The 19533-nt window shown below is 39.6% G+C and carries 21 protein-coding genes and 1 pseudogene; 11 read left to right on the forward strand and 11 right to left on the reverse strand.

Annotation, left to right across the window (positions count from 1 at the left end; genetic code table 11):
* Nucleotides 1-19: 19 nt before the first annotated feature.
* On the reverse strand, nucleotides 20-1363 hold the full coding sequence (locus FC32_RS00230) for a PFL family protein (RefSeq protein ID WP_025087188.1): 1344 nt from the start codon (nucleotides 1361-1363) through the stop codon (nucleotides 20-22).
* 11 nt (nucleotides 1364-1374) lie between these two features.
* The gene (locus FC32_RS00235) at nucleotides 1375-1641 is read right to left on the reverse strand and encodes an ACT domain-containing protein (protein ID WP_025087189.1); all 267 of its coding nucleotides are present in this window, start codon (nucleotides 1639-1641) and stop codon (nucleotides 1375-1377) included.
* Nucleotides 1642-1838: 197 nt separating this feature from the next.
* Here FC32_RS00235 and FC32_RS00240 point away from each other — a divergent pair, with 197 nt between their 5' ends.
* Genes FC32_RS00240 through FC32_RS00250 form a run of 3 tightly spaced genes read left to right on the forward strand, consistent with a single transcriptional unit; the run spans nucleotide 1839 to nucleotide 4706 of the window.
* Entirely contained in the window at nucleotides 1839-3209 is a 1371-nt protein-coding gene (locus FC32_RS00240) for an MFS transporter (protein ID WP_025087190.1), read from the forward strand.
* 3 nt (nucleotides 3210-3212) lie between these two features.
* Complete coding sequence (locus FC32_RS00245) at nucleotides 3213-3659, forward strand: MarR family winged helix-turn-helix transcriptional regulator (RefSeq protein WP_025087191.1); 447 nt, start codon at nucleotides 3213-3215, stop codon at nucleotides 3657-3659.
* Between the two features lie 39 nt (nucleotides 3660-3698).
* Nucleotides 3699-4706 (forward strand): sugar transferase, encoded by a 1008-nt coding sequence (locus FC32_RS00250; protein WP_025087192.1) that lies wholly within the window; start codon nucleotides 3699-3701, stop codon nucleotides 4704-4706.
* 44 nt (nucleotides 4707-4750) lie between these two features.
* On the opposite strand, the gene FC32_RS00255 is transcribed toward FC32_RS00250, so the two are convergent.
* The gene (locus FC32_RS00255; protein WP_025087193.1) at nucleotides 4751-5479 is read right to left on the reverse strand and encodes an NrtR DNA-binding winged helix domain-containing protein; all 729 of its coding nucleotides are present in this window, start codon (nucleotides 5477-5479) and stop codon (nucleotides 4751-4753) included.
* A 91-nt stretch (nucleotides 5480-5570) separates the two neighbouring features.
* Here FC32_RS00255 and FC32_RS00260 point away from each other — a divergent pair, with 91 nt between their 5' ends.
* Nucleotides 5571-5912, forward strand: a complete 342-nt coding sequence (locus FC32_RS00260; protein ID WP_025087194.1) for a hypothetical protein — start codon at nucleotides 5571-5573, stop codon at nucleotides 5910-5912.
* Nucleotides 5913-6128: 216 nt separating this feature from the next.
* Nucleotides 6129-6374 carry a hypothetical protein gene (locus FC32_RS00265; protein WP_025087195.1) on the forward strand — a complete coding sequence of 82 codons (246 nt, stop codon included), beginning with the start codon at nucleotides 6129-6131 and terminating at the stop codon, nucleotides 6372-6374.
* Between the two features lie 190 nt (nucleotides 6375-6564).
* Here the strand turns inward: FC32_RS00265 and FC32_RS00270 are convergent, their stop codons facing one another.
* Together FC32_RS00270 and FC32_RS00275 are read right to left on the reverse strand one after the other, a co-directional pair.
* The gene (locus FC32_RS00270; RefSeq protein WP_025087196.1) at nucleotides 6565-7692 is read right to left on the reverse strand and encodes a DUF4767 domain-containing protein; all 1128 of its coding nucleotides are present in this window, start codon (nucleotides 7690-7692) and stop codon (nucleotides 6565-6567) included.
* A 19-nt stretch (nucleotides 7693-7711) separates the two neighbouring features.
* Nucleotides 7712-8479: an epoxyqueuosine reductase QueH gene (locus tag FC32_RS00275; protein WP_025087197.1), complete on the reverse strand. Its 768-nt coding sequence runs from the start codon at nucleotides 8477-8479 to the stop codon at nucleotides 7712-7714.
* A gap of 87 nt (nucleotides 8480-8566) precedes the next feature.
* On the opposite strand from FC32_RS00275, the gene FC32_RS00280 reads away from it, so the two are divergent.
* Both FC32_RS00280 and FC32_RS00285 read left to right on the forward strand, forming a co-directional pair.
* Nucleotides 8567-8809 carry a hypothetical protein gene (locus tag FC32_RS00280; RefSeq protein ID WP_025087198.1) on the forward strand — a complete coding sequence of 81 codons (243 nt, stop codon included), beginning with the start codon at nucleotides 8567-8569 and terminating at the stop codon, nucleotides 8807-8809.
* Between the two features lie 143 nt (nucleotides 8810-8952).
* On the forward strand, nucleotides 8953-9978 hold the full coding sequence (locus FC32_RS00285) for a branched-chain amino acid aminotransferase (RefSeq protein ID WP_025087199.1): 1026 nt from the start codon (nucleotides 8953-8955) through the stop codon (nucleotides 9976-9978).
* A 48-nt stretch (nucleotides 9979-10026) separates the two neighbouring features.
* Here the strand turns inward: FC32_RS00285 and FC32_RS00290 are convergent, their stop codons facing one another.
* Nucleotides 10027-10782, reverse strand: coding sequence for a flavodoxin family protein (locus tag FC32_RS00290; RefSeq protein ID WP_025087200.1), 756 nt, complete (start codon nucleotides 10780-10782; stop codon nucleotides 10027-10029).
* 152 nt (nucleotides 10783-10934) lie between these two features.
* On the opposite strand from FC32_RS00290, the gene FC32_RS00295 reads away from it, so the two are divergent.
* On the forward strand, nucleotides 10935-12377 hold the full coding sequence (locus tag FC32_RS00295) for an amino acid ABC transporter substrate-binding protein/permease (RefSeq protein WP_025087201.1): 1443 nt from the start codon (nucleotides 10935-10937) through the stop codon (nucleotides 12375-12377).
* A 51-nt stretch (nucleotides 12378-12428) separates the two neighbouring features.
* Here FC32_RS00295 and FC32_RS00300 read toward each other — a convergent pair whose 3' ends face one another.
* The 4 genes and pseudogenes from FC32_RS00300 to FC32_RS00315 all read right to left on the reverse strand — a co-directional run bounded on the left by FC32_RS00300 (nucleotide 12429) and on the right by FC32_RS00315 (nucleotide 16256).
* Entirely contained in the window at nucleotides 12429-12977 is a 549-nt protein-coding gene (locus FC32_RS00300; RefSeq protein ID WP_025087202.1) for a 5-formyltetrahydrofolate cyclo-ligase, read from the reverse strand.
* Between the two features lie 117 nt (nucleotides 12978-13094).
* A pseudogene (locus tag FC32_RS00305) lies at nucleotides 13095-15011 on the reverse strand (ATP-dependent Clp protease ATP-binding subunit); the annotation flags it as partial.
* A gap of 398 nt (nucleotides 15012-15409) precedes the next feature.
* The gene (locus FC32_RS00310) at nucleotides 15410-15640 is read right to left on the reverse strand and encodes a hypothetical protein (protein WP_025087204.1); all 231 of its coding nucleotides are present in this window, start codon (nucleotides 15638-15640) and stop codon (nucleotides 15410-15412) included.
* 139 nt (nucleotides 15641-15779) lie between these two features.
* On the reverse strand, nucleotides 15780-16256 hold the full coding sequence (locus tag FC32_RS00315) for a nucleoside 2-deoxyribosyltransferase (RefSeq protein ID WP_025087205.1): 477 nt from the start codon (nucleotides 16254-16256) through the stop codon (nucleotides 15780-15782).
* Between the two features lie 204 nt (nucleotides 16257-16460).
* On the opposite strand from FC32_RS00315, the gene FC32_RS00320 reads away from it, so the two are divergent.
* From FC32_RS00320 to FC32_RS00330, 3 genes are all read left to right on the forward strand, one after another.
* The gene (locus FC32_RS00320; protein WP_025087206.1) at nucleotides 16461-17204 is read left to right on the forward strand and encodes a deoxynucleoside kinase; all 744 of its coding nucleotides are present in this window, start codon (nucleotides 16461-16463) and stop codon (nucleotides 17202-17204) included.
* Nucleotides 17205-17265: 61 nt separating this feature from the next.
* Complete coding sequence (locus FC32_RS00325) at nucleotides 17266-18168, forward strand: CPBP family intramembrane glutamic endopeptidase (RefSeq protein WP_025087207.1); 903 nt, start codon at nucleotides 17266-17268, stop codon at nucleotides 18166-18168.
* Between the two features lie 75 nt (nucleotides 18169-18243).
* A complete protein-coding gene (locus FC32_RS00330; RefSeq protein WP_025087208.1) occupies nucleotides 18244-18741 on the forward strand; it encodes a universal stress protein in 498 nt (165 codons plus the stop codon).
* 129 nt (nucleotides 18742-18870) lie between these two features.
* Here FC32_RS00330 and FC32_RS00335 read toward each other — a convergent pair.
* Nucleotides 18871-19533 (reverse strand): Rib/alpha-like domain-containing protein (locus FC32_RS00335; protein ID WP_156398992.1); only part of this gene is annotated, 663 nt, incomplete at its 5' end.

The raw sequence follows: 19533 nt of genomic DNA on the forward strand, positions 1-19533 counted from the left end.
TGTTTTTACTGCAAACCTTTTAATTTTTAAAACTGTGGATCGGCGCAGGGATCGTACCACCTCGTTGGATCATGGCTGCACTCGAAACATGCGTATAGTCCATGATCGGTGCGTGACCTAATAAGCCACCAAATTCAACCGTATCTCCAACTTTTTTACCAGGCACTGGAATAACACGCACAGCAGTTGTCTTATTGTTGATCATCCCGATTGCAGCTTCATCAGCGATCATTGCTCCAAGGGTTTCAGCGGGAACATCACCAGGTAAAGCAATCATATCTAAACCAACGGAACATACCGCTGTCATCGCTTCTAACTTAGCTAAGTTAAGCGTTCCGGCATTGACGGCATCGATCATTCCCGCATCTTCTGACACCGGAATAAATGCACCTGACAAGCCACCAACATGACTACATGCCATGATACCACCCTTTTTGACCGCATCATTTAACATCGCTAAAGCAGCCGTGGTCCCATGCGTTCCAACTTGGTCTAACCCGATCTCTTCTAAGATCTGTGCTACCGAATCACCAACAGCTGGTGTTGGGGCTAAGGAAAGATCCACGATCCCAAAAGGTACACCTAAGCGTTTGGCAGCGATCGAACCAACTAATTGTCCCATGCGTGTAACCTTAAAGGCCGTTTGCTTGATCGTTTCAGCTACTTCATCTAGTGGTTTACCCTTAACTTTTTCAAGGGCTGTTTTAACCACGCCTGGACCTGAGACCCCTACATTGATCACGATATCAGGTTCACTGACACCATGAAAGCCTCCAGCCATAAACGGATTATCTTCAACGGCGTTACAAAAGACGACCAATTTGGCATTATTCATGTAATCAAGCTCGGCAGCGTCTTTGATCACCTGACCCATTTGCTTGACTGCATCCATATTGATCCCACTCTTACTAGAACCAACATTAACTGAGGCACACACTAGGTTTGTTTGAGTCAAGGCTTGTGGCAATGAAGCGATCAAGATCTCATCGCCTTTAGTCATCCCTTTTTGCACTAGCGCAGAAAAGCCCCCGATAAAATCAATACCTAATGTTTGGGCTGCTTTATCAAGCGTCTTAGCGTATTTCACATAGTCACGGTCATTTGATGCTCCCGCGACTAAGGAAATCGGGGTCACCGAAACGCGCTTATTGACAATCGGGATCCCATATTCCATTTCGATTTGTTCAGCAACTTTAACAAGATTTTTTGCTTTGGTCGTGATCTTGTCGTAAATTTTTTGGCAAGCCACATCACTGTCACTATCAATACAATCCAACAGTGAGATTCCCATGGTAACGGTCCGGACATCCAAATTCTGGTCGGAAATCATATGGATCGTTTCTAAAATTTTATCAAACTCCATTTAACTTCCTCCTACAATTGATGCATTGCCCGATAGATTTCTTCATTTTTCAAGTTAATATCAACTTTTAATGCTTGACCTAACTCGGCTAACTTAGTAGCGATCTGCTTAACGTCACTATTTTCAGGTACCATTACCGCCATCATCATCGTGAAGTAACCATCTAAGATCGTTTGGCTGATATCTAAAATATTGATTTGTTCTTCGGCTAAAAAGCGGCTGACCTCAGCGACGATCCCGACTTTATCTTGGCCTACAACTGTTAAAATTGCTTTCATATGTATACACCTCTAAATTTTCAAACCATAAGCAACTACAAATATGACTCTTTTTATCAACGTTACATATAATATATAATTAACTTTTTGATTGCGCAATAAGATTGAAAAAAATCTATTGCATTTACATGTAAATGCATGTATTATGAAATTAGATGCAAATGCATACAATTATTTAGTTGGAGGATATGATATCAATGTCTAACATTTCAAAAACGATCGATCCTAAGATTCGGACGATCGTTACTATTCTGCTTTTATTTTCATGTTTTGTCAGCTTAGCTAGTCAAACAATGATGGTTACGGCTTTACCCGTGATCGAGCATGAAATGAATACTTCGTTAAATCTCGTTCAATGGCTCACAACCGGTTATACCTTGATGATCGGGATCATTACGCCCCTTTCATCTAATATGTATGAAAAATTCAAGAATCGAACGATCTTTTTAAGTACGATCGCAACCTTTATTGTCGGGACTTTGATCGGATGCTTTGCCACAAACTTTTGGATCTTGCTATTAGCTCGCTTGATCCAAGCTTGTGCTGGTGGGATCTTGATGTCATTTCAAATGACCACGATGATCTCGATCTATCCTCTCCAAAAACGGGGCACGATCCTAGGAATGTCTAGTTTAGTTATCGCCTTTGGACCTGCGATCGGACCAACACTTTCTGGTTGGATCATCAATGCCTTTAGCTGGCGTTATATCTTTATCTTTGTTTTACCAATGATGATCATCGTTTGGTTGATCGGTTATTTCGTCTTTCCTAACTTCACGCAACCAAAAGATATCAAGATCGACTTAACCTCAGTCAGTCTTTCATTAGTTGGGGCAACTTTGACCTTGGCCAGTTTGACCTTCTTTGAAACAACACCAATGATTGGTTGGGTCATGTTACTTGTTGGTTTAGGAATCTTGACTGTTTTTGTCAAACGGCAATTAAAACTCAAACAACCAATGCTTAAAGTGCAACTCTTTAAGAACCGTTCCTTTAGATTAATGACTTTAGTTGGGATCTGTGCCTTTATGGTGCTTATTGGGACGGAACAAATGTTACCAATCTTTACACAAAATGTTTTACATTTAAATAGTATGGTTTCTGGGATGATCCTCTTACCTGGTGCGATTGCTAACGCTTTATGTGCCGCTTTAGTTGGACGTCTCTACGACAAACACGGTCCAAAATATTTGATCATCTCTGGTGGGATCTTGATGTTGATTGCTGCCATTCCATTTGTCATGATCTCCAAACAAACACCAGTCTGGTTGATCACCGTGGCTTATATGTTACGGATGGTCGGCAATGCACTCGTCTTTTCACCTGCAATGTCTGAAGCCTTTATTGATGTCAAACCAGATGAAGTCAGCCACGCAACTGCCTTAAACAACAGCTTACGTCAATCGTTTGGGGCTTCATCGATTACGATTTTAGTTGTTTTAGCTGATCTACCAGCAAGCTTTGTTTCTGGGATGAGACTTTCGATGTGGACCACGGTCTTATTAGTTTGCTTGATGATGTTTTTCTTCATTCTTTACTTACGCCAAAGTCCACGAAAGGATGCGTAATCTATGCCTCGGATCGACAAAGTAGCTTCTATTTTAAATAATAAACTACGGCGCGAATTGAATTTTTACTTTGAAAAACTCGGGTTAAGTGAAGCAAATTTCTTTTATCTTGAAATTTTAGCCGAAAAACCAGGGCTCAATCAGGCTTATTTCATCAACTCGCTTCACCGTGAACAAAGCGTCGTGACACGTCAGATCAATAAGCTCGTCGCTAAAGGTTGGATCAAAAAGACTAAGGCTAAAAATGATCACCGTAATTCCGAGTTGTATTTAACTAAAAAAGGTGAAGATATTTTACCGACCTTACAATTACTTTCAACGCAAATAAGTGATGAAGTTTTAGCCAGCTTGACCCCTGAAGAAGCCGAGACTTTCGCTAGATTATTAAAGAAAGTTGCCCTAAACTATACCCCGACCGCCGATTCACATGCTCGACATACTAATAATTAATGTTTTATAATTAAGCTAAATTATTAGGGGGATATTAAAATGCAAATTCACATTACTAATATATATGGTATGGCCAAAAACTCGACTGCCCGAATCGCCCAAAACATGGTCGCACAAATCGGCAAAGAGTTAGATTTTAACGAAATGGGGATCTACTGTTATCGCGATTCTACCGATACGCCTGAGCAATTGAGTGGTCGGCTCGATGGGATCATTGCAGCGCTTGAAGCAGGCGATATCGTATTTTTCCAATCTCCATCTTGGAATTCACTTAAATTTGACCAGGCTTTACTTTCTCGTATCAGATTGTATCCCGAAGTCAAAGTTATCACGATCATCCACGATGTTCGTGCCTTAATGTTTGAAACGAATCGCTACCTTTTAGAGGAAACGATTGCTTTTTATAACCGGGCAGATTTCTTGATCGTACCCTCACAAAATATGTACGACTTTTTATGTGAGCATGGGTTAACGGTCAAAAAATATCTCGTACAACATCTGTGGGATCAACCAGTTGATCCTTTAACCTTATATGATAGTCCTACACAAAAAGTGTTGAATTTTGCCGGTGATCCCCAAAAATTCACCTTTGTTAATGACTGGAACTACGACTTACCGCTTCATTTATTTGCTAAAGATGCTCCCGATCCTAAACCGGCTAACTTGATCCATGAAGGCTGGAAAAACTCACAAGAGTTACTAACTCAACTTTCTAAAAATGGGGGCTTTGGTCTGGTTTGGAATGACGGTGGTTATACGTTTGAATACACTTCAAAATATATTGCTTTTAAATTAGGAACTTACTTGGCAGCTGGCCTTCCTGTGATCGTTCCTAAGGGTATCTCAAATGAAGAGTTGATTTTGAAAAATAACCTGGGTTTTGTAGTTGAGACGATCGATGAAGCGATTCAAAAAATCGCTGAACAATCCCCCGCAGATTATGCTCAGATGAAAGCTGATACGAAAAAATTTGCTAAATTATTACAAAATGGCTACTTTACGCGTCGTTCTTTAACAGACGCCATTTATCAAGTACTCCAAAAATAATCACAAAAAGCGTCTTTGCAAAAATGCAAAGACGCTTTTCTTTATCAATTATCTCTTAAGCGGTATAGCCGTGCTGGTCGTCCGGGTGACTTTTGCATGGCTTGACCCACATCCTCAAATAGCTTTTGATGTGTCTTTTTAAAGTTTGAATTATCGATTTGATTGAGATGCAACATCAAAAACGGCGCATAAACACTGCGCGCTTCACGTAAAGTAAAAACCGGTCCTAAAATCTTTAGGATCTCAGGGCGACAATGGAGACTCTTTTTTACTTGCAAACAAGCTCGCTGTAAGATCAAATCATCATCTAAGAATAACGCTTGTTCAGATAAGCCGTATTGATGATATTTTGACTCATTCGTCGTTCGTGGCAAAGTAAGTCGTTCATCATCTTTTTTGAAGTAGTAGTCTTCGGCTGCTGATTCTAAGGTAAAAAAGTCCATTCCTTTTCTTGATAACTCAGGAAATTCAGGTAGGTATGTCATATACGCCAAAGTAATGGTTCTTTCGCCATCAATTTGACGTTCTGGATGCGTTAAAGTATATAATTGTTCAACATTTTCCCGTGCAACTTTTTGTCCTGTTAGTTTTTCAGTTAATTGAATAATGGCCTTGGGTGCATCACCTTCAGTTAACAATTCTGTTTTAGGTAACGTCCACCCATTATCCTTTAAGAGTAAGATCTTAACACTTGCGGTCTTGCGCTCATAGCACCAGATCACATTTACTAAATCCAATTTAACTGGCATGGGGGTAGTCTGAATGTTACTCATAGTTATTACCTCCAAAGATTAATCTTTCTCTATTAAATCTGTCTATCCTTGCTTATAATGAAACTAAATCATATTTAGGAGGTCTGATTTCATGTTTCATTTGATTCCAGATAATCTAGCTCAAGTATCCGAAAAATTAGCTTGGCTTCAAGCAAACGGCTATGAAAACTCTACCCGTACAAGCGTCATCAATGATATGACTAAAGACGGCGTACAAGATATGCTCGATACCGCACTTGAAGGTCCATATTGGGGGACTGGTTGGGAAAAAGTAGGTCAAGTTCTAGCGATCACCGGTGCTACAGGCGAAACAGTCGCCAAAGTATATCCGCGCAAAGGGTTTGATTCATTCGAGGCTGATCTCGAAAATAACGATATTCTCTATTGGCGTAACCTTTCTGCCCAAGTAGGGACCGCTATTGGAAATGATTAGCATCACTCCATAATTTTCAACTTAGCATATCTTAAAAGATTAAACTAGTGGGTAACATTCATTAACTTTGATACACCCGCTTCCAACCCTTGAAAACGTTGTATTTTTGACAGTTATTAAGATTTGTTTAACATTGATTTTCTGAAAATCTCCTTGCATTCGTGATTTACTATGTGTAAAATGATAAGTAATTTTTCAAGGAGGGTTTAGAATACCATGGTTAAATTTAGACGTGTTCCTGCATTTGACACAAACAACATGCCTAATAAATCTGAGATCGTTAAAAAAGACATCCAGATTTCTGGTCATATGATCAAAAATGTGCCAGTTCAGCTTGATGATTCGCAGTCTGAAGAAATCAGTTATCTTATTTCAGACCCTATCTTCAAGCGCCTTTACGATTTTATTCGTAAAAGTGCAGCTAATGCAGAACTCGATTTTGACAACTTGATAACTAAATAAATTCGATAATTACCGACTATCGCTAAATGGGCTTGCTCTTTTAGGCGGTAGTCTTTTTGTATTTCCTGGGTTATTTGGTTAACATTGAAAGAAATAAACCATTTTCAAACACCCAAGAAAAAAGTTGAAAACAACATTTTTTGCATCTAAAAACGCTAGGAAATCAGCTCTCCTAGCGTTTTTGTTTTTATTAATAAATCAAATCATCATATTTTACGTTTGCTTGTTGGCGTGCCAACTCCTCACTTTGGTAATAGACAGTATCAGTCCAAGCACCAGCACCAAATCCGGTCACTAAAACTGGTTGATCAGTTCCATTGATGTTTTCCGTGTGAGCACCATAGTAACTACCTGCACCGGCCATCTGATACCAACTACGCACATTAAGATATTCTATCCCATTTACATTTGCTAGTTCTGCGGTTCCCCAATTTTGTGTTTTTTCCAACTCTTCCTGCGTAGGTGGGTAATGACGATCACCTGCATTATACAGTTCAATTGTAGTAGTTTCACCTTCAGCTGAGACACGGACGATCTCATGGTCGCTGATCGTATATTTGGTCAAGCGCCCTTGATTGATTGCATACCATGTTCCCTGGAGTGCTTGTGGAATTGTAAAGTACCCGTCACGACCATCAGTTGTGGGACCATTTGTAGAACTGGAGCTAGAACTAGCGCTATCTGCCGAACTTGATGCTGAGCTTGCAGCTGAACTCGAACTTGCTGCAGATGAGCTAGTTGAACTTGCTACGCTCGCTTTTTCACCATTAAAAATCGCCGTAAAGCCCGCACGCAAAGTCTTATTTTGCGTTTCACTCCAAGTATTGGTTGCACTTGTAGTTTCATTGACTAAAACGACTGGCTTACCATCTTTAATCGCAAAGGCATACGTAATGCTACCACCACTTGACTTATCATAGTTATACAAGGCAACGACATTATAGCCCGCTTTTCCTTGCCCTTTTGGTGACCAAGTTAGCTTGGCACTTGAGCCACTGACTGTTGCTGTTTTTAAATCAGTTGGATAGCTTAGACCAGTACTGGTTTTAAGCTCATTTTTCCCATCATAACTCGCATAACTTTGCTTCATCGTTTGTTGCCACTGTTTCATAAAAGTGGCTAACTCTTTATTCTGTGCGCTCGTCCAAACTGCCAAAGTAGTACTCTTAGCCTTTGAACGACTCGAAGAACTCTTGGTTGTTTTTGAGCTCGTAGCTTCACTGGTGGATGAGGCGGTCTTTGTTTGCGCTTGTTTAGTCCCACAGCCAGCTAAAAGAAGCGTAATTCCTACTACCCCTACGATCACCTTTTTATCCATCGGTATTTCCCCCTAACTGCTAAACCTCTTTGCCATTGATTTGAAAGACGATTCCAGGAAATTCAGCTGCGCCGTCTTTTCCTTCCATAAATTCCAAGGCATCGCGACGTGTTTGTGAAAGATCAACGCCTTGTTGCTTTGCGGCAAAAATACACCCACAGTAACATTGCCGATAAATATCATATTCCTTACACATTTCTACCGAGCGCCGGTAACCATTGCCCTTTTTGAAATCACTTGGTAAGTAATTGACATCATAAAAGCGTTGGATCTCGATCCCGACTGAGTTGATCGTTTGTGAATTTTTGTGCGGACTGATCGTAAGCGCACTGCCAAAATAATCAAAGCCTAATTCAACTGCTTTTTTAGCTACCATATCTAACCGATAATCAAAACATGCCCGACAACGATCGCCACCTTCAGGCTCTTTTTCTAACCCACGGACCGCTTGAAAGTATTCTTGCGGTTTATATGGTGCAGCGATAAAACGCACATTATTGCCCGTTTTTTCATTAAAATCATGAATAAACTTTTGTTGAACATATTCGCGCCGTTGATATTCAGCGCGCGGATGAATATTTGAATTTGCAAAATAAATCGTTACATCTGCAAATCCCGTCATGCGTTCAAGCGTTGTCGTACTACAAGGTGCACAGCATGAATGCAATAAAATTTGGGGCCGTACTTGATCTTTTTGCCAAGTATCGACCATCTTCATCATTACTTTATCGTAATTGATCTTTTGGTTGAGATTCATTTTAGCTAAAATCTCTTGGAGATCGATCAAAACACTTGCCTTCTTTCCCTATTTTCTCTAATTTACAGTATAGCACAATTTCTATCGTGTATAATGTTTTTAGAAATGAGGGATCTTATGCAAAAATATCAGGTTAAATTGCCACTTTATGCGCTTATTCTGACACTTATCACGCTCATCATCGGCGGGATCTTGATTGCTTGTGTGCTAGCTCATAGTGCAAAAATATTGTTATTGTTCCTATTTTTACTGCTGTTTTTTGCCGTAAGTTCATTGATCAGCGTGCTCGTGATGTTGCTTCTTCCGCGGCTAGAAAAGTTATTGGCTAAAAAGCGGCGTAAAAAGAAACAACAAGACTAACATTTTGAGCTTTTCTAGTTAAAATAAAAGCTCTAATTATCGAAGAATTTTAATTTTATTTTCATAATTCTCCTAAAGAGTGCTATAATCCATGTAAGGCAAATTTTAAACGCCAGATTTTAAAGTACTGAGGAGGAATTTTTATGACAAAACTTGTTGATCTTGACTGGGAAAATCTCGGTTTTGACTATATGGAACTACCCTACCGTTATCGTGCACATTACAAAGATGGTCAATGGCATACTGCCGGCTTGACCGAAGATGCAACGATCGCGATCAACGAAGGCTCACCAGTCTTTCACTATGGCCAAGCAGCTTTTGAAGGGCTTAAAGCTTACCGCTGTAAGGACGGCAGCATTAATTTATTTCGTCCAGACCAAAATGCAGCCCGCATGCAACGCAGCTGCCAACGCTTATTAATGCCTGAGATCCCGACTGATATGTTCATTGATGCTTTAAAACAAGTCGTTAAAGCCAATGAAGCATATGTTCCTCCTTATGGCTCTGGTGGCACGCTTTACTTACGTCCAAATATCATCGGGGTCGGTCCAAACATTGGGGTCCATCCCGCTAGCGAATACATTTTTACCGTTTTTGCAATGCCAGTTGGAAACTACTTTAAAGGTGGCTTAAAACCAACGAACTTCCTTGCAGCCAACTATGACCGGGCTGCTCATAAAGGAACAGGGCAAAGTAAAGTCGGCGGTAACTACGCTGCTAGTCTCTTACCTGGGGCTAAAGCAAAGGAACAAGGTTTTGCGGATTGTATCTACCTTGATCCGCTTGAACATAAAAAGATCGAAGAAGTTGGTTCGGCTAACTTCTTTGGAATCACCAACAACAATGAATTTGTTACGCCAAAATCACCTTCGATCTTACCAAGTGTTACTAAATATTCCTTGCTTTATTTAGCAAAGGAACGCTTAGGCTTAGAAACCAAAGAAACTGATATTTACTTAGATGATCTTGATCACTTAGTTGAAGCTGGGGCCTGTGGGACAGCTGCTGTAATCACCCCAATTGGTGGGTTCCAAATCGGTGATGACTTGCACGTCTTTTATTCTCAAACAGAAGTCGGACCAGTTACTAAGAAACTCTACGATGAATTGACTGGCATCCAATTTGGCGACAAAGAAGCGCCTGAAGGTTGGATCGTTAAAGTCGACTAATCCAATGATAGCCGAGTTATCTCGTTACGTGCGCGATAACTCGGCTATTTATTTGCGTTTATGTTTGGCTAAAGTCAAGATCCGTAGTGCCGTCGCTAATAAAATAAAAAAGATCAAGACAAACGAAATATAATTACTCCAAAAACCTAGACTTAAGCCTAAGAGTTTCAAGATCCCTGTTTGCAAAACCATCGTGATAAATGCCATTACCGCGACAATAAAAAATAATTCAATATAACGTTTCACTGTTAGATCATCCTTTCGTTTTATCTGTGCCACTTTTTGACCTAAACTTTTTAATTCGGCTTTCTTTTTGGAGGCTAATTCTTTAAGCCCAAACGTATTGGTCTGCACGGCTTCACCGACTTTGATCACGCCCATCGCAGTCATCACCTTATCAAAGGTTTGAAAAGTCGCATCAGTTGCCCCAGTCAACACATTTTCTAACGTTTTAGTGTAGCAGTTAGTCAATAAAATATAGTGCTTATTAGCAAAAGTTCCAAGCGCATGCGGATCACCGTATTTATCGAAACGCAAAGTCAATTGACGTAAACAGTCTAAGAAATTTTTCATGATCCCAGAGATCCCACCCCAATACGTAGGCGCCGCTAGGATCCAGACATCGGCTTCTTTTAGCTTACTAACTAAAACATCTAAGTCGGCACTCTTTGGCATGATCGTATAATCGTTTAAAAATATTGTTTCTTGTGCTATTTTCGGATCCACATTGGCCAATACTTGATCCAACATTTGCCCTGTGATCCCGTCTCTTTTAAAAGAGCCTAAAATCCCGAGTACTTTCATTATTTATCTCCTATATTAATATTTTTCTTTATTATAACTTATTTACCACAAAACCGCTTTCTTTTAAACGGATTAAAAATTTTACTAATTATTAAAACTCAGTCTATGATATATTAATATATATATCATTTTAACCTAAGGGGTATGCTTAAATGAAAAAGAAGCTATTTTTGATTTTAAGTTCGCTGTGTGCCTTTTTATTTTTATTTGGTAACGGCACGATCAAAGCGGAAAAAACTTATCAAATTGGGACCGACGTTACTTATCCACCGTTTGAATTTGCTAATAAAAATAATCAATACGTGGGAATCGACATTGATATTTTAAAGGCGATCGCAAAAGAAGAAAATTTTAAGGTCAACATTAAAGCAGTTGGTTTTAATGCAGCCGTGCAATCATTACAATCGGGACAATTAGATGGAGTCATGGCTGGGATGGCGATGACTGACGAACGAAAAGTCAAGTTTGATTTCTCTGATCCATACTACAAGACTGGCTTTGTCATGGCAGTCGCAAAAAACAGTAAGATCAACAGCTTAGACGATCTGCGTGGTAAACGCGTGGCGCTAAAAACTGGGACAGCCGCTGCCGATTATGCTAACTCGTTAAAAGATAAGTATGGTTTTACTACCGTGACTTTTGACGATTCCGATAACATGTATAATGATGTTGTCAATGGTAATTCAGTTGCCTGTTTTGAAGATGATCCGGTCATGCAATATGCGATCAAAACGGGAACTAAGCTCAAAATCGTCACTAAACCAGCTCAGGGTGGCTACTATGGTTTTGCCGTTGCTAAAGGTAAAAATCAAGAGTTACTCAAAAAATTCAATGCTGGACTTAAAAAGATCAAGGCTAACGGTGAGTACCAAAAAATCATCAACCGTTACTTAAGTACCAAAACTGTTTCCGAACAAAAGAGTGCTAAATCAAGTAGCAACAGTGAACGGACTTTTTGGGGCTTGCTTAAACAAAACCGCCAAGCTTTACTACAAGGGTTAGGTGAAACGATCTACTTAACGATCGTCGGAATCTTCTTTGCAACGATCTTTGGAATCATTGTTGGTTTACTGGGAATTGTACCCAATAAGTTCGCTCGTGGCTTATCAACAACGATCATCTATATTTTCCGGGGAATGCCTCTCTTAGTTTTAGCATTATTTATTTATAATGGGTTACCAACTCTGACAGGCGTAAAGATCCCTGCCTTTATCGCTGGGGTCATAACTTTGACCTTAAATGAAGGTGCTTATACCGCAGCCTTTGTTAAAGGTGGGATCGAATCCGTCGACAAAGGACAAATGGAAGCCGCGCGCTCATTAGGGATGCCGTTTGGTAAGGCAATGCGTAAAGTCATCTTGCCTCAAGGTATCAAGCTAATGATCCCATCATTTGTCAACCAATTCATCATTACCCTTAAAGATACTTCGATCCTTTCGATCATTGGAATCTTAGAATTGACGCAAACCGGTAAGATCATTATCGCCCGCAACCTTGAAGGCTTTAAGGTTTGGACGATCATTGCCTTGATCTACTTGATCATCATTACTTTACTTACCTGGCTTTCAAATTACGTCCAAAAGAAAATGAAATAAGCTAGAAAAACGGTCGCAGATAAACTTAAAAGGTTTATTTGCGACCGTTTGTTAATTATCTACGGTAATAACCCGCTGAACAGGCACATCAAAGGAATCTAGCTCCCAGCCTGCAGTGGCATAAGTCATCGTTGGGGTTGCTAAGGAGATCGTATTTCCCGAGAAATTTTTTAAGTAGCGATCATAATAACCACCACCAAAACCTACTCGTAGCCCCGAATCTAAGGCGTAAGCAATGCCTGGTACCAACAACAAGTCTAAGTTGTCATTGACCTTAGTCTCATCATAATGCGGTTCTAGGATCCCAAAAGAGCTCAATTCAAAATCAGCTTCGGTTTTAGCGGGTAAAAAGACCATTTGGCGTTTAGGCATCGTCTTAGGGTAATAGACCACTTTACCTTCATTTTCAGCTTGTCTGATCAACTGAGCAGTGGGGATCTCCAGTTCACCTGCGCGGGTGATCCCAATCGTTTTAGCTTGTTGCCATTCAGGTGTCAAAAATAGTTTAGTCGCTAAGTTTAAGGCGACTTGGTTTGTTTCTTGTTTTGCTTGCGCTAATTTTTGTAATTGTTTTTTGCGAAAAGTTGCTTTATCTTCCATCAACTCACCTACCTCTTCATCTACAGCTTATAAGAAGAGCAACTAAAAAAGCAACCGCCAAATCTTGACGGTTGCTTTTGGTGTGTTATTTATATCTTGGGAAGAACTGTTTAAAGATTAATCTTTGCTAGCTTCTTTTTTGCTGTCATCTTCGGCGCGTTCTGTAATTACAAGTTCGCCATCTTTCATGTCAGCTTCAAGATGTTTAGCATTGATGTGATCCAAATAGTAGTCTGTTACTTTATCACGAATTTGTTGTTCAATGACACGACGTAATGGACGTGCACCCATTGCTTCGTCGTAGCCTTGTTCGATCAAGTAGTCTTTTGCTTCATCAGAAACAACTAAGTCAAGGTCTTTCTTAGCTAAGTTGCCGTTTACATCACTTAACATCAAGTCAACAATGTGTTTCAAGTCGTCTTTAGTTAAGTGTGAGAATTCGATAACAGCGTTGAAACGGTTCAAGAATTCAGGTCTGAAATATGGAGCTAACTTCTTCATGATTTCTTCGTCTTTTGCTTCATCACCCGTCAATGATTCGTTACCAAAGCCAGCATTTGATGTTGCAATGATCACAGTGTTCTTGAAGTTGACTGTGTTACCTTGACCATCTGTTAAACGACCATCATCAAGTACTTGTAACAAGAGTGTGATAACTTGTGGATCTGCTTTTTCAATTTCATCAAGTAAAACAATTGAATATGGTTGACGACGAACACGTTCTGTCAATGTGTTGTTGTTATCATCATAACCAACATAACCAGCAGTTGTCCCGATCAATTTAGAAACAGCTGTCCGATCAGAATATTCAGACATATCTAAACGGATGATCGCATCTTTGTTACCAAACATGTCGTAAGCTAATTGTTTAGCCAATTCAGTCTTACCAACACCTGTAGGACCTACGAACAAGAAGGAACCGATTGGCCGGTTACCATCGTCAAAGCCAGCACGGTTACGACGGATAGCACGAGAAACTGCTTCAACAGCTTCATCTTGACCGATAACCTTCCCCTTCAAACGGCTTTCAATGTTACGTAAGCGTTCAATGTCGCTAGCACCCATCTTAGATACAGGAATGCCTGTCAAACGTTCAACAGATTTAGCTACATCATCAACTGTTGCCGTAACTTTTTGTGCTTCAGAGGTGTTGTCTAATTTTTCTTCTAATTTGTCAATTTCTGTCTTAGCATTCAAAGCTGCTTCGTAATCTTCTTTGTCAGCAGCATCTTGTTGCTTTTCTTTAGCTTTCTTGATTTCTTCTTCGATTTCTTTTGCATCAGCTACATTGTGTTGTGAAGCTAAGTGAGCCGAAGTCATATCAATCAAATCGATAGCTTTATCAGGTAATGTTCTTTGTGGAATGTATTGAACAGAATAGTCAACTGCAGCCTTCAAAACATCATCTGGTAAAACAACATTGTGGTGGTCTTCGTAAAGTTTACGAACACCTTCTAAGATCTTAAATGTGTCTTCTGGTGTAGGTTCGTTAACGACAACTTCATTGAAACGACGTGCTAAAGCAGCGTTTTTCAAAATAGTGTTGCGGTATTCATCTTGTGTTGTAGCACCGATAACTGAAATTTCGCCACGAGACAATGCAGGTTTCAAAATATCAGCTAAGCCCTTAGAACCACTGTCACCGCCAGTTGAACCAGCACCTAAGATTTGGTGGATTTCATCTAAGAAGAGGATAATGTTACCTGCTTCTTTAACTTCTTTGATCAAGTTTTGAATGTTTTCTTCAAAGCTACCACGGTATTGTGTCCCTGCTTCAAGAGCAGAAATATCAATACTTACGATTTGCTTGTTCTTAATTGCAGCAGGAACATCGCCATTAACGATCGCTTGAGCCAAGCCTTCAACAACTGCTGTCTTACCAACACCAGCATCCCCAACTAAAACAGGGTTGTTCTTTGTCCGGCGAGCTAAAATTTCAGCAGCTTCTTGGATTTCTTTCTTACGTCCGATCACGGGATCAAGTTTGCCTTCACGTGCATCTTCAGTTAAATTACGACCAAGCTTTTGCAAAATGCTTTCTTGTTGCCCTTGTTGAGCAACAGCTTGTTGCATTGCGGCTTGTTGGGCTGCTTGTTGAGCAGCTTGTGCTTGCGCTTGTGATTGTTGTGGTAACTTACCAGTTTGACGGTATTGTCTGAACTCTTCTGGTGTCACTTCACGACCATTGATCATGTAGCGACTGCTTTCTGAGAAGTTGTTGTTACCCCATAATTGGTTGAAAATGTCGTCCATATCTCCAAAAGGATCTGTGTATCTAGCCATAATTATCCCTCACTTTTTAATTAAATAATTCTTAATTAATAACATTTGTAATATACAACTTATGTTTAGCCAATGCAAACAATAACACTTTGCACAAAAAAGCCTAGGCATAAACCAAAGCTTTCTAAACCATAAATCGTATCGCATGACTACTCTTTCCAAGTCATGTAGTTTTCTTCTAATTCCTGCAAAACTTGCCACATAGTCGCGTGTTGCGCTTTAGCTAAAGCATCGATATCGCGCAAATTAAGTGACGTCGCAAGAGTTTGTTGCTTATTAAACGATTTATGAAGGGTCGTATACCCATAGCCTGACCTTTTAGATACTTCATAGATTGTGAGTTCTTTCTCACGTAAGTATCCTTTGATGTCAATTTCCACTGGGATCACCTCCACGAATTTTATTATACCACACCTGTGATACTTTACAAGTGTAAAATACCACTTTTGTGAAATATTTTTTTAAGCTAAAAAAATACAATCCCTCAAATAATTGAGAAACTGCATCAAATAAGGTTTTTTAGATAACTGGACGGGGACAAAATTTTGGCATTAATTCATCAAAATCATACTTTTCCAAAGCTTCGAGCCCTTCTTTTGCGATATCAAAATAAGCTGTCAAACCTTGGGCGATCATTAAGTTGACTTCTTTTTCCGGATCAAATTGCACCACGATCACCGGTGTTTTGGTCGCATAAGCATAACCGATCTCAAATGCTGTACCTGAGTCGGGTTCATTTTCTTTTGTTTCTTCTAATTTATAGTCCACGATCGCTACGACTACATCGCTAGCATCAATTTGGTTAGTATCTAGGCCAAAAGTAGCTTTTTGCCACTCAAAACTGCCAAATTCAGCCGCTTTATATTCATGCTCATGTGGTAAAAAGATATTTTGACCATCGATCGTTGGATTGTTGCGTAAAGCAGCTTTAACTTGAGCAATACGTTCTTTTTGCGCGGGACTAAAGAATGGTGAAGCTAAATAAACTGATTTCATTGACGTTCTCCTTAAATAAGTATGCTTTTAGTATACGTGACTTCATTTAGTGAACGCAACTCTTTCTACTACAACATCTTGTGTTTAAATTTAAAAAAACACAAGATGAGCTTTATTTTTTACTCAATTCCGAGTATGATTGAAAAGGAAATAATTTAGTAGTTTGACAGTTTTTATCCCACAAGAAAGGATGCTTCAATCATTTTGATCACACTATCAGGAATCATCGGCTCTGGTAAGTCGAGTTTAACAGAAATTTTAGCCAAAGAACTTGGTACAAAAGCATATTACGAACCAGTAAAAGATAACCCCGTGTTACCTATTTTTTATAAAGGAAACGAGATCGCCGCTAAAAAACGGGCAGCTGGCGATAAGGAAGCTACCAACCCGTATGCTTATCTCTTGCAAACTTTCTTTTTAAATCGTCGTTTTGCAATGATCAAAGCCTCAATGCAAGAAGATAATAACATCTTAGACCGTTCGATCTACGAAGATGAGATCTTCATGAAGATGAACACCGAAATGGGTAATGCTACTCAAGTTGAATACGACATCTATAAGAGCCTTTTAGCTAATATGATGGAAGAACTTCCTTATGCATCCCACAAAAAGTCACCCGATCTAATGATCACGATCAAGGTTTCTTACCCAACGATGTTACAACGGATCGAAAAGCGCGGTCGTGACTATGAACAAGTTGAACAAGATCCTTCACTTGTTGAATACTACCAACGCTTACTCGGCCACTATGACGTTTGGATGGATGAATACGATGCTTCACCACTGCTAGTGATCGATGGTGACAAGTATGATTTTGTAGCCAACGTCAACGATCGGGTCATCGTATTAGAACAGATCGAACAAAAACTTTATGAATTAAACAAGATCTCCAAAGAACAATTAGAAGATCTCAAAGCCCAACACGTTGCTTTATTGAAAGAAGCCTAACAATAAGCAATAATAGAGCTAAGTACTTTTACTTAGCTCTATATTTTTAGGAGGAAATTTTATGACAACAGACTCAAAAAAAGAGCTGACCAAAACACTTTGGGTCTCTCTTTGCTGCCTCGCTGTCTTTAATCTCGCTCTAGCGATGAGTGCTATTTGGCTTAGCAAATCATTTAAAAATTTTGACCCTGATACCAGTGGAGCTCCATATTTCTTTGCTGTTTTTGCTGAACTTTTTATCGTCTACATCGCTAGTTCCAAAACCATGCGTCACCGCTTTTTCACTGTAAATAAGCGCCCAAGTAAACAGATCTCATTTATGGCAATTTGCTTACTTGGATTGACGCAGATCTTTTTTTCTATAAATAGCGATCTACTAGAAGCGATTTTAAACTTCTTTCATCTCAGTGCCCAAGCTCAAGTCGAAAGTGCCACTGCATCTAGTGACACACTTTCGATGTTTTTATACAGTGCTTTACTAGCACCGATCGGCGAAGAGATCCTCTTTCGGGGTTATCTCTTACGGAATTTCCAGAAATTAGATGAGCGCTTCGCTATTATCTTTTCTGCGCTTCTCTTTGGGCTTTACCACGGAAATATCGACCAAACGCCTTTTGCCTTTGTCTTAGGCATTTTACTAGGATACATCGCCGTTAACTACGGGATCTATTATTCGATCGCACTTCATATCTTTAATAATATGATCTTAGGCGACTTCTTTTCTTTTGTTTTAGATAAATTACCAGATTCCCTGGGAAATATGCTAAACTCTAGCGTCATGCTCTTCTTAGGGATCTGCGGCTGTTACTTTATTTACCGCTACTTTGAACGCTTAAAGCAACAATATTTATCCACTCCACCTGACTGGGTTTTAATTCGGATCTCACTCTTAAACATTCCATTTCTGTTATTTTTAGCAGTTGCATTGCTTGAAATGATCACTGGTTTAACTACCATCAAGTAAGGCCTATTGCTTGCAGATATGCACATTTTTGGAGTATCATTAAAACAAAATGATATAAGGGTAGGGTGAAGTAGTATGGCAATCAATTATGAACGTATTTTGGTAGCGATCGATGGTTCGAAAGGGGCGGAGATTGCGCTTGATACTGCGATTGATGTAACTAAGAGAAATGATGCACACTTAGATATTTTACGTGTTCTAGATCTTAATTCATTAGAATACGGTGGTGCTGGCATCGCTTTAAATGGTGAACAAATTTACACCATTGAACAAGAAAATGAACAGTATTTATCCGAGTTACGCGATAAATTGATCAAAGAGCACGGCTTTAAACCTGAACAAATCAACGTTCATATTCGCTTTGGTAATCCTAAACTCGTTATTGTTGAAGATTTCCAACCTGAATATAACATTGATATGATCATTGTCGGTTCAACTGGTAAGAGTTTCTTACACCGCTTGATCACAGGTTCTGTGGCAGCTCATGTTATCAGAACTGCTAAATGCGATGTCTTAGTTGCACGCTCGACCGAAGAAAATCTTGCTGCTAAAGAAAAAGAAGCAAAAGAATAATTATTTAGCAAAAAGTCTCAGTTGGAGTTTGTTCCAACTGGGACTTTTTAGTTATCCTAATAAAAAGGAGTTAGCCTAAAACGGCTAACTCCTTTTATTTGTGGGAATTTCTAACGTATGTGACTATTATTAGTCTTTACGTTTTTTCTTGTCAGCAACTGTGCCTAAACCTAGCAGTCCTGCCAGTGCAGTCAAGACTACACCAACAAGTGAAGCATTTTGTGTCTTAGCATCACCAGTTTGTGGTAATTCTTGTGCCACATCAGTTTGAGCTTTAGCACTTGTATTTGCTGGAACAGTTTGCGTTGACTTAGCAGTTGTTTGCGCCGTCATTTGTGTTTTTTCTGGTGCTTTACCTTCCGTATTTCCAGTTGGTGCCATTGTTGTAGCTTTAGCTTTGACTGTGATTTCTGCTTCAACAATATCTACCGAACCATCTGGATACGTCACTTTAACAAGCGCTTTAACAGTGCCGATTGCTGTCGTATCTGGGGTAGTTACCCATTCGACTGTTGTGCCAGCTGGAAGATCACCTAAGTTAGCAATTGCAGCTTTAGCATCAGGTGTTTCACCTTGAGTAACTTCGATCGGTTTAGTGATCGGTGTGTTTAGATCAGCATCTGTTCCCACTTTGATCTTCACCACTAATTCTTCACTAGAGCCATCTGGGTACGTTACGACAATTATGCCTTCTTTTTCGCCCGGTGTCGTTGTATCAATTGGATCTTTCCATGCGTACTTCGTGCCTTCTGGTAAGTCCGTTGGGTTCTTGATACCTTCCATTGGATCTGG

The sequence above is a fragment of the Ligilactobacillus apodemi DSM 16634 = JCM 16172 genome (genome assembly GCF_001434405.1).
GTDB classification, from domain to species: Bacteria; Bacillota; Bacilli; order Lactobacillales; family Lactobacillaceae; genus Ligilactobacillus; species Ligilactobacillus apodemi.